Raw genomic sequence first — 13,945 nt, 5'->3', positions numbered from 1 at the left:
GAGGCTAGCCAACGGAATGCCTGAGCAAAAGCATCGCGAGTCGGCGGCCAACCCGATACGGTTGGCCGCTGTCGTTGTATCTTTCAATCGTATTGAATACCTAAAGCAAGCTGTGTGTGCCGTGCTCGATGAGCCAGTGTGCGGTCTGGTGGTGGTAGACAATGGTTCTACCGATGGAAGCCGCGAGTGGTTAGCCGCACTTGATGAGGCGAGGCTGATTGTCCTCACACCCGAGAGAAATCTGGGCGGGGCCGGAGGCTTCGAAATCGGTTTCCGTGAAGTGCTTGAACGGTTTTCCCCTGACTGGCTCGTGTGTTTCGATGACGATGCCCGGCCGGCGCCAGGTGCTCTCGCGCAGTTCATGGCTCAGGACCTGCAGGGAGTCGATAGCGCCGCTGCAGCTGTCTTTTACCCCGATGGCAGCATCTGTGAAATGAATCGCCCTAGCTGGAATCCATTCTGGCATGGGCGATTGCTGTTGCGCACCATCTTGGGGGTAACGACAGGGCGTTCGCGTGAAGGCTTCCATATTCCTGATGGCTACTATCGTAAAGATGCTGATCGGGTGGCGATTGACTCATCATCTTTTGTGGGATGTTTCGTTAGTGCAGAAGCGGTAAGGCGCATTGGACTACCACGCGGCGAACTGTTCATATACGGCGATGACATTATTTACACGCTAATGCTAAGCCGTTCGGGGGGGCGACATATGTTCCTTCCTAATATTCATTTTGTTCATGATTGCTCTACCTTCAGCAATAACGTAGTAGCCTATGCTCCTTTGTGGAAGGCTTACTATACTTATCGCAATGGCCTAGTGATGTATCGCATTGCGGCGGGGCCTTGGTTCGCCCTGGTTGTGCCTATCAAGGTGCTGGGTTGGCTGTTTGCGGTGCGCCATTATGATGATAAGCGTCGCTATCTGAAGCTTTGGTGGACAGCAGTGAGTGACGCGTTGCGTGGCCGAACGCGACGCTCACACGATGAACTTGTTAAGCGGTATTCCTGATCATGGCCAAGAACGCCAAGACATTGTCGGGCTTTGGCCCATATTCCCATATTGCTGCTCGAACGGTCGATGCCACAGCATTTCTCGGTGGAGGCTTTCTTGCCTACTTGATGCGTTTCGGCTCATTGGTAGATATGGTGGAGCGCTATCAATGGATGATGCTCTCTGGGACGTTGTTGGGGCTTATTGTATTCTCCTCTTGTGGCATCTATCGCTCATGGCGCGGAGCCGTACGGGTCGAGCTGGTAGTGCGCATCGCTCATGCTTTCGTAATACTCGCTGCGATGATTTTTGCCTACCTCTACTTCAGCAAGACAGGGGCAAGATTTTCGCGCATCTGGCTGGGGTTATGGCTGATCAATTCTTTCGTATTGAGCGTAGGAGTTCGTACACTTGCTTATCCCATCTTGAATCGGATTCGCAGCCAAGGACGTAATCGCAAGGACGTCATGCTGGTCGGGGACCTTGAGTCCTGTAGGACAGCTCTGAAACACATCAGAAAACAGCCATCAGCTGGTTTCGACGTTGTGGCCGTTCGACTGATGGATGCGGCAGGATGCTCAACGCTTGAGATTAAAGACTGCCGTGCGTTCGATAGTGAAATGGATGCCAATGTGAGCACGGATGAAATCTGGGTTTGCCTGCCGCTTTCGCGTGGCTTGGCGGTGGAGAAGGTATTGCGCGATCTTGTTCACTGTATTGGTAATGTTCGCTACTTGCCGGATATGCAGGGATTACGATTGTTGAATCATGATATCTCGACAGTGGCGGGGCTCTATTTGCTGGATATGAGTTGTAGCCCGATGAGCGGGGCGGCCCGTTTCATCAAGGCACTTGAAGACAAAATCTTGGCTGGGATTGCATTGTTGGTTCTTTCTCCACTGATGTTGCTCATCGCTATCGCAGTCAAGCTGACATCCCAAGGGCCAGTGCTTTATCGTCAGGAACGCACTAGTTGGAATGGTGTGCCTTTCCAAATGTTGAAATTTCGCACCATGCCTTTGAATAGCGAGAGTAATGGTATCAATTGGGGGAATGCCATGCACAAGAAAACCACACGTATTGGCCGTTGGCTAAGGCGATCGAGTCTTGATGAGTTGCCCCAGTTGATTAATGTGCTAAAAGGGGATATGTCCCTTGTGGGGCCGCGACCGGAACGGACAGTTTTCGTTGAACGATTCAAGCACGAAATCCCAGGTTACATGCAAAAACATATGGTACATGCAGGTATTACTGGTTGGGCCCAAGTGCACGGTTGGCGGGGCGATACCGACCTAAAGATGCGTATAGAGTATGATCTTTGGTATATCGATAATTGGTCAGTCTGGCTTGACCTTAAGATTCTATTCTTGACTGTTTGGCGTGGGCTTTTTCATCCTCATGCTTATTAACCACTCAAAGGCTATTGCATGAAAGTGTTGGTGACTGGTGGTGCCGGCTATATCGGTTCTCATACAGTGGTTGAGTTGTTGAATGCGGGCCATAGTGTGGTGGTAGTTGATAACCTCTGCAATGGTTCCGAGTTGGCGCTTCAGCGGGTTGAGAAGATCACCGGCAAATCATTCGAATTTGTAAAATGTGATATACGTGACCGCGAAAACCTGACGGTTGTGTTCACCCGGTATGATATCGATGCGGTGATTCACTTCGCCGGATTGAAAGCTGTGGGTGAGAGCGTCTCCAAGCCAATTGAATACTACGAGAATAATGTCTATGGCACCTTGTCACTGTGCGAGGTAATGGCGGCTGCCGACGTTCATCGCCTCGTCTTCAGCTCTTCGGCAACCGTATATGGCAGCGAAGCGCCCATACCTTATGAGGAAACAATGCCGCGAGGGTCCACTTCCAATCCTTACGGGGCGTCCAAGGCCATGGTCGAGAAAATACTGGAAGACCTAAGTGCCACGGACCCTCGTTGGTCTGTTACCTTGTTGCGGTACTTTAATCCCATCGGTGCGCATCCTTCCGGCTTAATTGGGGAGGATCCCAAAGGAATTCCCAACAACCTGATGCCTTTCATCTCGCAAGTGGCCGTGGGGCGACTCAAGGAACTTTCTGTCTTCGGTAATGATTATCCGACAGAGGATGGCACCTGCGAGCGGGACTATCTTCATGTCGTGGACTTGGCAGTGGGCCATCTCAAGGCGTTGGCACAAGTCGAAACGCCGGGTGTCCATACTTATAACCTAGGAACTGGGCGTGGGTTTTCGGTGATGCAGATGGTCAGAAGCTTTGAGCGTGTGACGAAGCAGAAGGTGCCGTACCGCTTTGCTCCCCGGCGCGATGGAGATTTACCGGCCTTCTGGGCGGATGCGGACAAGGCGGCCAGAGAACTCGGCTGGCGAGCGGAATTCTCGCTGGATGACATGATCCGCGATACTTGGCACTGGCAGTCAAATAACCCGGACGGTTACCGCGGCTGAGTCACGGCAACGTTTCCTGAATTTGCTAGAATGGCCGGCTTTCATGCCGGCCATTTCGTTTCACTTGGAGCCATACCACACGATGTCGTCACTGTTCCGCTCAGTACCCGCCTTCCTTCCGATGCAGTATTACACCAGCCTGGCTGTGTTCCTGTTCGGTGCCATCACCTTGATTGTGCCTAGTGGGTATTCGCTGGGGGCAGGGCTGTTGCTGTTGGGGAGCGTGGTGCTGATCTTGAATCGGCAGCATGTCGCGTTAGGGCGAGACGACTGGTGCATCATCGCGGTCATGCTTGCTTATGCGCTGATCTGGATGACTGAGTCCCTCATCGACGGGCAGGGAACCAGCGGCCTTGATAAACCCAGCCGTTTTTTATTTGCTTTGCCAGCGATGTTGCTGCTGATGACATATCCGCCTCGCCAGGCGGCGCTCTGGTCGGGGGCGGCAGTTGGAGCCTTATCGTCGGGTGGCTGGGCAAGCTGGCAAAAGCTGGTTGAAGGCGAGTGGCGAGCAGGAGGATTCACCTATGTGATCCAGTTCGGCAACATCAGCATGCTGCTGGGTATCCTGTGTCTGGCAGGCCTGGGCTGGGCCGTGGTGCAAGCACGCGCCAAGTGGTGGGTAACGTTCTTGTTACTTGGTGCGCTGGGGGGCATTCTGGGCTCGCTGTTCTCGGGCAGCCGCGGGGGGTGGGTGGGTATTCCCTTCATCATGTTGGTACTCTATCGGGGCTATGGGCGCGACTTGCCGACCAAATTTAAACTTGGTGTCATCGCCATAGTATTAGTAGGCGCCGGGTCAGTGTATGCCTTGCCACAGACTGGAGTTCAGGAGCGATCGAAGGAGGCCTTCAGTGACGTTTCGCGCTATCTCTCGGGCGAGAGCCAAACGTCTTCGGTGGGAGCGAGATTCGAGATGTGGAAAGGTGCGCTGCACTTGATTCAGGAGAAGCCCCTGGTCGGTTGGGGTAGCAACGGCTACCACGAGGCGATGCTCGAGCTGAGCGAGCAGGGTGTGGTCAACCGTTATGTGGCTCAACGTTATGACCATGCCCATAACGAATTCATCGACGCCACCGCCAAACGTGGTGTGATCGGCCTGATGGCCTTGCTGGCCCTCTATCTGGTGCCGATGACATTGTTTGCGAGGCAAATCCATGCAGCCAATCTGGAAGTACGGGCTTTGGCGGTGGCCGGAGTGTTATTACCGGTCGCCTATATCGATTTTGGCCTGACCCAGACGCTGATGGAACACAACAGTGGCGTGATGGTGTATGCCTTCTGGCTGGTGGTGTTGTGGGCGCAGTTTCGAGTGACCAAAAGGAATAACCAGCGATGAGGTGGAAAGAGTTTCTCGATTGCTGTGATGAGGAAGTTCTCAAATCCAAGTCGCGTTGGAGATTGCTGCGACTACTCAAGGTCAGATTTTTTGGTTCACCTAACCGTCAGGCGGTCGTCATGCTTCGTATCGGTCAGTTGCTGAAAGGTCTTGGTTTTGTATGGCTGTCTGAAAGGAGTTTGAATCGCCTGGCTCGACGCTATGGCGTGCATGTCGGCCACGATGCCCAAATCGGCGCTGGGCTGAAGTTTCCTCATCCTACCTCAATTGTTATTGGTGGTGGTGCGGAGATAGGCAGCAATGTGCGTATTTTCCAGCAAGTAACGATTGGGGCATCACCTCAAAAAAAGGACAATCGCATTTTGCGTATAGGTAATAACGTTACCATTTACCCGGGCGCCAAATTTGTCGGGAATGGCTGTGTCGGAAATAACGTGCTTGTTGGTGCCAATGCAGTTGTCACTAAGCCCTTCGGGGATAATATCGTATTGGCAGGTATGCCAGCTAAAATCATCAGAAGTTTGAATGAAAATGATAGAACAGGTTCACGCAAAGCCTCAATGTCTCGTCTGTTGACAGATAACTCCCATGAATGAATATAGCGCATGCTCGAACAAAAGATTTTTATTTATCACGGATCATCTGGGCGGGGGTGGTGCGCCTATTTCGATTCTCGATTTGGCAAGGGCGCTGATCGGACAGGGTTGCAAGGTTACTATCGTGGTGCTGAGTGATGACATTATGCGACACGATACAGAAGCCATGACGGTGCATGCTATTCCGTTTCGCTACCGTAATTTTTGGCAAAAGCTGCATCGTTATCGTCTCCATGCAAAGAAATTAGACCAATGGGTCGATAAGGACCCACAGCATTATGACCTCGTTATTGCCAACCTGCACTATAGCCATCAGGTCGTGAATCGCTCATCTCTCGCAGAACAGGCTTGGCTGTGCATACGAACGGACCCAGTGGCAGCTTTTTTCGGACATAAACGGCCTAGCCATAGGAAGCTACGAAAACTTAGCCGCCTGTATCATGGGCGGCGCGTGATTGCTATTTCACAAGGTATACTCGATTCCTTAAAACAGTATAAAGTAGCTCCCCGCGAAGCACGCCTTATTTATAATGTGATTGACGCGATTTCCATACAGCAATTGATGCTTCAGCAAGTGGAGTTCGAGAAATATATCGTGTATGTGGGTCGTCTAGACCGAAGGCAGAAACGCTATGACGTGTTGTTGAAGGCTTATCGGGTGAGTGGCGTCGTCCATCCGCTTGTCATTGTAGGGGATGGTGAACAGGAACAAGCCAAAGCATTAGCACATACCTTGGGTCTGGCAGATAAGGTCAAGTTTATTGGCAAGCAGGTCAATCCGTATCCTTATATCCATCATGCGGATCTTTTACTTCTTTCCTCCGATTATGAAGGGTTCGGGAGGGTCATTGCCGAGGCTCTGGTATGTGGTACGCCAGTGGTAAGTACCGATTGCCCTTCGGGGCCTCGAGAGATTCTCAAAGCAGGTTTGCAGACTTGCCTAGTGCCGATGGGTGACCCTTGTCTATTTGGGCGAAGGATTACAGATATCCTGCGTGAGCCCCCTGTCATTACCTCTGAACACTACCAAGCCTTTCTGCCGGCTGTTGTCGCCAGCCAATACATTGAACTCACAAAATAACCTGAATTCAGAGCCAAGCATCATGTAGACGCTTCTCCATATATTGTCGATAGACTTCTCCCCTTAACTTCTGTTCAGTTAAAGAGCCGATAAGCATCGGCCATTGTGAGGCTTGATCACGGGGTAGGGGACGCACATGAGCGTCAATCCAGACGATGTTCTTATTCCGATCGAGCAACAGGTTGTTGTAGTGCAAGTCACGGTGTACGTAGCCGGCACGGGCGAGTTGCATGACTTCCTCGCAGAAGTACTCTAGGAGCACCATTCGACCGCTTTCATCCAAGCTGTCAAAGACTTCGCCCCCAGGCCGTGCGTCTTGTAGGCATTCCATCAATAACAGCGAACCGTTGTGATTGCTGGGGTTGAACGACACACCCCACCCGTAGCAATCTGGTGTTTTCAAGCCCGCTCTGCGCAGAATCTGCAGGCTCTGGTACTCCTTGTGGGCGTCCGATTGGAATAGCCAACGCTTTTCCAGATAGTCACGCAATAACCATTTGACCGGAGCGCGCCGCTTGGAGAATTTGTCCTGTACCACTTTGGCCAGAAAGCGCTGGTCTCGGGAGAGATAAAATCGGCTGCTGCCCACTGCCTCGAAGGCTTTGGTCGTAGAGGTGCTCGTCAATTCCAGCTGATCCGGTAGTCCATTGGGGCGGAAGACCAGATAACACCGACGGCGGTCATCGAAGGGAATGTCAAGCAGTTTCACAGCGCCTCGAACTGGGGGAGTACGGTTTCTTTAAGAAACTGTTTGTAGTGGCGTTCCATGACAATCACCGGGGCCTGGTCCATGCGTTTGATCGCGTTGGCCAGGCCCTTTTCGTTTTCTGGAGGAATGAGATAGTCGACTAACTCATGTGTCAAGATCTCGCTGGGGCCGCTGGGGCAGTCGACGCTGATTACCGGTGTGTGAAGCAGCAATGCTTCGATCAAGACCGTGGGTAGGCCTTCTCTGTCCGAGGTGAGAAGCAATGCCTTGGCACTGGCTATCAGCGGATAAGGATTGGCCTGGTAACCCATCACGATGACTTTATCTTCCAACCCTAGATCCTTGATGCAGTCGCCAATGGCTTGGGTTTCGGCTGCGGAACCCTTACCCATGATGACTAGAGGTGTTTGCGAGCCGCTCTCACGATAGGCACGCAGTAAACGATCGTGCCTTTTGCGTATTTCGAAGGTGCCTACATGGATAAAATATTCCTTGGGAAGATGGCGGGGTAACGTTTCTTCTGTGGCACCTTCTTTTAGGCAATCTTGGTCAAAGGGGTTATAGATAACTTTGATGCTTTCAGCTGTCAAACCGGCTTGGGTAACGAGAGCGTGCTTTATGCCCTTCGAAACAACGATCAGTTTTTTTCCTTGATAGAGGCGTTGTAACTTATATATTAATTTTTTCTGCTGTTCACGGTTCGGTAAACCTTCGACACTATTGGAGTGTACCCATAGATAGAGGTTTAGCCCTTTGATGTGACGGGTTATTTTGTCGCAAGAACAACAAATAGTGATATCGGGACGAAAGGCTTCCAAGGCTCTCTTAATGGTGTGCGCCTGCCACTTTTCTAGTAACGGGTTTGCCAGCGCTTTCGTAATCCTGTTCACCACGGCCAAGTTGACGACTTCGAGGCCGGAGGGAATTCGATGCTCTATCTTATCTCTTAAAAGATATACGCAAATTTGGTGTCCGCGCTGCCGCAGGCCTTCAGCCGCGTTGAGCAGGACTCGCTGCGCACCACCGCCATATAGATCGGAAACCACAAAGGCAAAGCGTTTTACGTCGGGCATATGGCCTCGAGCCGGTGTCATGTCAGTTTAAGCAGTCGTGTAGCTTACCAGTTGGGCATGGGCAGCGGAACATTAGGCCTGTTTGGTGCACGGATAGGTGGACCGTTCGACGTTTAGCCTTGGCTGCAGGCAGGTCTTTGACTGAACCTGATGCTTCGATCCTCGAGAATCATTATGACATCGCCGTGGCTCTTACCCTCTGCTACGTTGAGGCGGTGTGATATCGGGTGAGCGTACCTACCCACTCCTGCTTTTGGCACGTTAGCTGCAAGCCATCTGTCGAGCTTCCTACCTGGACCCTGCCGATGCCGCTCTCACGTGATCCGCTCTCTCCTGATTCCGCCTGCCGACCACGCCTGGTCTTCTCCGACCTGGACGGCTCCCTGCTCGATCATCACAGCTACGACTGGACGCCGGCCAAGGGCTGGCTGGAGCGCTTGAGTGCCTGTGGGGTGCCGGTAATTCCGGTGACCAGCAAGACACGCAGCGAGCTGATACCGCTGCGCCAGGCCATGGAACTGCAGCAGACGCCGTTCATTGCCGAGAACGGCGCCATCGTGGGGCTGCCTCATGCCTGGTGCCACGCGCGGCTCGACCGCGATGCCGGGTCTGATGGGCTGGTAATACGTACGCTTGGTGTGGATATCGGCTTGATCCGCCAGCGTCTTTCGGTATGGCGGGAGCGTCTGGATGCCTCGTTCTCCACAATGAGCGAGATGACACTGGAACAGGTAATGGAGCTGACCGGCCTGACGGAACCCGAGGCGCGGCTGGCGCGGTTACGCGAGGGCAGCGAACCGCTGATCTGGGAGGACGAGGACGCCATGCTGGTGCGTTTGCGCGAAGGCCTGCGCGGGGATGGCCTGCGTATAGTGCAAGGAGGGCGCTTCTGGCATGTCACGGGGGAGTGCGACAAGGGCAGTGCGGTCGGCTGGCTGATCGAGCGCTTCGAATCACTCCGCGGGCATCATCCCTTGACCCTGGCGCTGGGCGACGGCCCCAACGATGTCGCGATGCTCGAGCGAGTCGACCAGGCAGTATTGATCCGTGGGGGTCATGATCTTGAGGTATCACCCGACCAGCCAGCGCTCTATCGCAGCAAGGCGAGCGGTCCTGCCGGTTGGGCCGAGGGGCTCGATCACTGGTGGGGGCCGTTGGCGACCGAGGGGAGGGATGCTCATGAGTGATTTCCACCAGAATGGCATCATCACCGACTTCCATAACCTGACCCGGCGGCCTGTCGAGGAGCTCGAAGCGGAACTGGTGACATTTTCCGCGCGCCGGCCGATGAGCCTCATCCTGCCTTCGCTGTTTTCCGAGCTGGAAGGCCCGGCGCTGTCAAATATCGTCGACGAAATCGCCCAGGTGCCGTATCTCAATGAGGTGGTGATCGGGCTGGACGCTGCCGATCGCGAGCAGTTCGGGTATGCCCGGGCGTTCTTTGCTAGGCTGCCCCAGCATCACCGCCTGCTGTGGAACGACGGCCCGCGCCTGCGGGCGTTGGATGCCGAGCTCGATGAGCGCGGCCTGGCGCCCCAGCAGCCGGGCAAGGGGCGCAATGTCTGGTACTGCGGTGGCTACGTGCAGGCTTCCGGACGCGCCACCGTGGTAGCACTGCATGATTGCGACATTCTCACCTATGAGCGCGGCATGCTGGCGCGACTCTTCTACCCGGTGGCACACCCGCATCTCAATTACGAATTCTGCAAGGGCTATTACCCGCGCATCGCGGAAGGGCGGCTTAACGGAAGGGTGTCGCGGCTGATGGTCACGCCGCTGCTGCGGGCACTCAAGCTCATGTACGGCCCCTTGCCCTACCTGGAGTATCTGGACAGCTATCGCTACGCGCTCTCCGGCGAGTTTTCCATGCGCACCGAGGTGCTCGACGGCATTCGCATCCCCGCCGACTGGGGCCTGGAAATCGGCGTGCTCTCCGAGGTGCATCGCAACTATTCCACCAAGCAGCTCTGCCAGGTGGATCTGGCCGATGCCTACGATCATAAGCATCAACCGGTCTCGGAAAATGATCCCTCGGGCGGGCTGAACCGCATGAGCCTGGACATCGCCAAGGCGCTCTATCGCAAGCTGGCCACCCAGGGCGTGACCTTCAGCGCCGAAGGGTTTCGTACCCTGAAGGCCACTTATTACCGGCTGGCACTGGATCTGATCGAAGCCTATGACCACGACGCCGTGATGAACGGCCTGAGCCTGGACCGGCACGGCGAGGAGCGTGCGGTGGAGCTGTTCGCCGCCAACCTGCTCGAGGCGGGCAATACCTTTCTGGATAACCCCAGCGAGCGCCCCTTTATTCCCAGCTGGAGCCGGGTCAAGGCGGCGATTCCCGACCTGCCGGCGCGCATGTTTGATGCCGTGGAGCAGGACAACACCAGCGGGGGATAGCCGGCCAAAAAAAGGCGAAGGGGGGTTGGCCAGGGCGCCTCAGAGGCGCTGGTCGAGCCCCATCTGCCAGAAATCGATCTCAAGGCGCGTGGCATCACGAAAGATCGTTGCGAGCTCATTGAAGCGTGCCGGCGTGACGTCGGCCAGTCGCGCGTCGAGCCAGTCGAGTTCGGCGCGCATGGCGCCCTGAAAGTCATCGCTCTCGTACATGGCGATCCAGGCCTCGAAAGGGTTGGCCTCGCCGCGTTGCGTGAATGACTGGGCACTAAGCCAGTTGGCAATCTCGCCGTAGCCGACCAGGCAAGGCGCCAGCGCCACGTGAAGGTCGAGCAGGTCGCCGCGGTTGCCGGTGTCCAGCACATAGCGGGTATAGGCCAGGGTGGCTCGCGCCTCGGGCAACCGGGCCAGATCGTCTTCGCTGATCCCCCAGTCACGGCAGTAGCCCACGTGAAGGTCGAGTTCCACATCGAGAATCGCCTTGAGCCCTTCATGGGCATGGCGCAGATCCGCCAGACTACGGCTCTTGTAGGCGGCCAGGGCAAAGGCCCGAGCGAAGTGAATCAGGAACAGGTAATCCTGCTGCAGGTAGTGGCGAAAGGCGCCACGGTCCAGGGTGCCGGCACCAAGCCCGCGCACGAAGTCGTGCTCGATATAGGCACGCCAGTCGTCCCGGCAGGCGGTGGTGAGGTCGTCGAAGCGATAGCCCATCTTGTTCCTCCGAAAGTGACGATCCGGAGCGCGGGCAAGCATAAGGAAGGGAGGAGAGCCGGCTATGGCGACAAGACGGCCCAACGCCTGAATCCCTACGCCGGTACCCTCCCTATCGGGAATTAGCCGGATCAGGTTCCACGGGACCAGCGCTGGTGCTGACCCTGAAGCCAGCCTGCGCCATCTCAGCCGGATTCACCGGCACCCCGTCAAGCGAACCCCGTCAGTCTAACAGCCTGCCAATAACTTGCCACTCTACGCCACACTCTGCCGACGACTTGCCACTCTGCGCCACCCTGCGATCCATCTCCGCAAAATGGCTTGATCTGGATCAAACTGCGACCACTTGCCGCGTGTCATGGCACGGCAAGGCGGCTAGGATTATCATATCGGGAGTAAAGTTATTACGTTATAGGAAAAAGTTATGAAAAAGTCCTTGATACCATCATTTTCCTTGCTGGCGCTTTCAATGATGTTGGCAGCCGCACCGGCCCTTGCCGAAGAAGTCGAGGCGTACCGGGAGACAAAGCTGGGCCTATATGTCACGGCCACGGAGGCACATGAACTCATGCAGAAGAACGATCGGGCCGTCTTGATCGACGTGCGCGATCCCATCGAGATCAAGTTCACCGGCTTCGCCGAGCCCACCGATATCCATGTGCCCTGGGTGCTGGCCGACCGCGATAACTTCGATGAGGAGGCGAAGACTTGGCCCATGGTCAAGAATTCCGACTTCGAAGCACAGGTGAGGACCGAGATTGAAGCGCTGGGCGTAGCCGAGGACGACCCGATCATCGTCATGTGTCGTTCCGGCGCCACCCGCAGTGCCCCTGCTGCCGATGTGATCACCGAAATGGGATATAGCAACGTCTACTCCATGACCGACGGCTTTGAGGGGGGAAAGCTCGATGAGGGTGATTCGCAAGGCGTAAGGGCTGTGGATGGCTGGCGCAATTCGGGCTTGCCATGGGGCTACGAGATAAACCCCGACGTCGCCTGGCGCCCCGCCGGCTGATATCCAGAAATCTGGTTCTCCGCCTTTTCTGGTGGGGCCAGAGACATTGACCAAACCCAATGAGGTGACCGCATGATACTCAAGACAATCCTGACTCTGGCACTGGCAGCCGCCACTTCCACCATTGGTTTCTCTGGCCTCGCATTGGCTGACAACCACGGAGGCGATGAACGGGAAGACCGGGCTCTGGTGATCCTCACCAGCGATTCGCTGCAAACCCAAGGCATGGCCATGATCCTCTCCAACGCCATGCAGCAGCAGGGCACCGACCTGCACATCCTGCTCTGCGACGCTGCCGGACACTTGGCTGTCGAGGGATACGAAAGTGCCGAAGCGATCAATACCCCTCCCAGCAACCCCGCGGGCCAGGTCAAGCCGGAAGGCATCCTGGGCATGCTGATGGAGAAGGGAGCCCAGGTGGATGTCTGCGCGATCTACCTGCCTAACAGCGACCTGGGCGAGGAGAGCCTTCGCGAGGGCGTCGGCGTGGCCGCCCCGGGGCCAATGGCGGAAATGATGCGCGATCCGTCCATCCCTGTTTACAGTTTTTGAGCATCTGAAGAGAACCAAAGGATAATGTCATGAAGACCTTTGCGCTTTCTCGCAGCACCGGCCCCGGTAGCCCCGACGTGGCCGGCTTCTTTGACCCACGCACCTTCAGCGTCCAATACGTGGTCAGCGACCCGGCCACCCGCAAGTGCGCGATCATCGACCCGGTCTACGACTTCGACGAGAAGACGGGCGCCACCGCGACCCATCACGCCGATGAGCTGCTCGCCTACGTGGCGGACCAAGGGCTCAAGGTACAGTGGATCCTTGATACCCACCCCCATGCCGATCACTTCTCTGCGGCGCAGTATTTGAAGGAGAAGACCGGCGCGCCGACAGCCATAGGCGAGAAGGTGGTCGAGGTGCAGGCGCTTTGGAAGGAGCTTTATCACTGGCCCGACTTCCCGGCGGATGGCTCCCAGTGGGACCGCCTGTTCGTCAAGGGTGACACCTTCAAGCTGGGTGAACTCGAGGTCGAGGTGATGTTCTCGCCGGGCCACACCCTGGCCTCGATCACCTATGTGGTCGGCGATACCGCCTTTGTCCATGACACGCTCTTCCAACCGGACTTCGGGACCGCCCGGGCCGATTTCCCTGGCGGTGATGCCCGTCAGTTGTGGGATTCCATCCAGGCGATCCTGGCGCTGCCCGACGAGACGCGGGTTTTCACGGGGCACGACTACATGCCGGACGGTCGCGAGCCCGAGTGGGAGAGCACGGTTCGCGAGCAGCGTGAGACCAACAAGCATCTGGCCGGCGGCGTCTCCGAGGCGGACTACGTGGCCATGCGCGACCAGCGGGACAGCGAGTTGCCGATGCCCAAGCTGATCCTGCACTCGTTGCAGGTAAATATCCGGGGTGGCCAGTTACCTGAGCCCGAGGACAACGGTCGGCGCTACCTGAAGATCCCCCTGGATGCGCTGGAAGATGCCGCCTGGGACTGAGGTACCCGCGCCATGGCGTGACCGAGACATTCAGGGTCTGGTCGAGCCAATGCCAATAGTGAAGGTTTCGGCTCCCTAAGTCTTGGTAGTAGGTCTTGG

At 55.9% G+C, this 13,945-nt stretch carries 14 protein-coding genes and 1 riboswitch; of the genes, 11 read left to right on the top strand and 3 right to left on the bottom strand.

Annotation, left to right across the window (positions count from 1 at the left end; all coding sequences use genetic code 11):
• Positions 1–16: 16 nt before the first annotated feature.
• The 6 genes from BM341_RS03925 (at position 17) to BM341_RS03900 (ending at position 6,448) form a co-directional block, all read left to right on the top strand.
• Positions 17–1,009, top strand: a complete 993-nt coding sequence (locus BM341_RS03925; RefSeq protein WP_089793111.1) for a glycosyltransferase — start codon at positions 17–19, stop codon at positions 1,007–1,009.
• A 2-nt stretch (positions 1,010–1,011) separates the two neighbouring features.
• Positions 1,012–2,400 (top strand): undecaprenyl-phosphate glucose phosphotransferase, encoded by a 1,389-nt coding sequence (locus tag BM341_RS03920; protein ID WP_089793109.1) that lies wholly within the window; start codon positions 1,012–1,014, stop codon positions 2,398–2,400.
• An 18-nt stretch (positions 2,401–2,418) separates the two neighbouring features.
• Positions 2,419–3,432, top strand: a complete 1,014-nt coding sequence (galE, locus tag BM341_RS03915) for a UDP-glucose 4-epimerase GalE (RefSeq protein ID WP_089793107.1) — start codon at positions 2,419–2,421, stop codon at positions 3,430–3,432.
• Between the two features lie 82 nt (positions 3,433–3,514).
• The gene (locus BM341_RS03910; RefSeq protein WP_089793105.1) at positions 3,515–4,771 is read left to right on the top strand and encodes an O-antigen ligase family protein; all 1,257 of its coding nucleotides are present in this window, start codon (positions 3,515–3,517) and stop codon (positions 4,769–4,771) included.
• Positions 4,768–5,367 carry a serine O-acetyltransferase gene (locus BM341_RS03905; RefSeq protein WP_089793103.1) on the top strand — a complete coding sequence of 200 codons (600 nt, stop codon included), beginning with the start codon at positions 4,768–4,770 and terminating at the stop codon, positions 5,365–5,367. Before BM341_RS03910 ends, BM341_RS03905 begins: the two co-directional genes overlap by 4 nt.
• A complete protein-coding gene (locus BM341_RS03900) occupies positions 5,360–6,448 on the top strand; it encodes a glycosyltransferase (RefSeq protein WP_089793101.1) in 1,089 nt (362 codons plus the stop codon). Before BM341_RS03905 ends, BM341_RS03900 begins: the two co-directional genes overlap by 8 nt.
• A 7-nt stretch (positions 6,449–6,455) precedes the next feature.
• Here the strand turns inward: BM341_RS03900 and BM341_RS03895 are convergent, their stop codons facing one another.
• Positions 6,456–7,157 (bottom strand): RIO1 family regulatory kinase/ATPase domain-containing protein, encoded by a 702-nt coding sequence (locus BM341_RS03895; RefSeq protein ID WP_089793099.1) that lies wholly within the window; start codon positions 7,155–7,157, stop codon positions 6,456–6,458.
• On the bottom strand, positions 7,154–8,230 hold the full coding sequence (locus BM341_RS03890) for a glycosyltransferase (RefSeq protein ID WP_089793097.1): 1,077 nt from the start codon (positions 8,228–8,230) through the stop codon (positions 7,154–7,156). Before BM341_RS03890 ends, BM341_RS03895 begins: the two co-directional genes overlap by 4 nt.
• A gap of 305 nt (positions 8,231–8,535) precedes the next feature.
• On the opposite strand from BM341_RS03890, the gene BM341_RS03885 reads away from it, so the two are divergent.
• Both BM341_RS03885 and BM341_RS03880 read left to right on the top strand, forming a co-directional pair.
• Entirely contained in the window at positions 8,536–9,417 is an 882-nt protein-coding gene (locus BM341_RS03885) for an HAD-IIB family hydrolase (RefSeq protein WP_089793095.1), read from the top strand.
• Positions 9,410–10,630, top strand: coding sequence for a glycosyltransferase family protein (locus BM341_RS03880; protein ID WP_089793093.1), 1,221 nt, complete (start codon positions 9,410–9,412; stop codon positions 10,628–10,630). The genes BM341_RS03885 and BM341_RS03880 overlap by 8 nt, the downstream gene beginning before the upstream one ends.
• Before the next feature lie 39 nt (positions 10,631–10,669).
• Here the strand turns inward: BM341_RS03880 and tenA are convergent, their stop codons facing one another.
• Positions 10,670–11,338 (bottom strand): thiaminase II, encoded by a 669-nt coding sequence (gene tenA / locus BM341_RS03875; protein ID WP_089793092.1) that lies wholly within the window; start codon positions 11,336–11,338, stop codon positions 10,670–10,672.
• 74 nt (positions 11,339–11,412) lie between these two features.
• Positions 11,413–11,557: riboswitch (TPP riboswitch) on the bottom strand.
• A gap of 205 nt (positions 11,558–11,762) precedes the next feature.
• Between tenA and BM341_RS03870 the strand changes: the two genes are divergently transcribed.
• The 3 genes from BM341_RS03870 (at position 11,763) to BM341_RS03860 (ending at position 13,846) form a co-directional block, all read left to right on the top strand.
• Positions 11,763–12,353: a rhodanese-like domain-containing protein gene (locus BM341_RS03870; RefSeq protein WP_089793090.1), complete on the top strand. Its 591-nt coding sequence runs from the start codon at positions 11,763–11,765 to the stop codon at positions 12,351–12,353.
• Positions 12,354–12,425: 72 nt separating this feature from the next.
• Positions 12,426–12,905 carry a DsrE family protein gene (locus BM341_RS03865; RefSeq protein ID WP_245784148.1) on the top strand — a complete coding sequence of 160 codons (480 nt, stop codon included), beginning with the start codon at positions 12,426–12,428 and terminating at the stop codon, positions 12,903–12,905.
• Positions 12,906–12,934: 29 nt separating this feature from the next.
• Entirely contained in the window at positions 12,935–13,846 is a 912-nt protein-coding gene (locus BM341_RS03860) for an MBL fold metallo-hydrolase (protein ID WP_089793088.1), read from the top strand.
• Positions 13,847–13,945 lie beyond the last annotated feature (99 nt).

Source organism: Halomonas korlensis (assembly GCF_900116705.1).
GTDB classification, from domain to species: Bacteria; Pseudomonadota; Gammaproteobacteria; order Pseudomonadales; family Halomonadaceae; genus Halomonas; species Halomonas korlensis.
The sequence above is the reverse complement of the archived record's forward strand: the minus strand, read 5'-3'. Positions and strand labels throughout refer to the sequence as shown.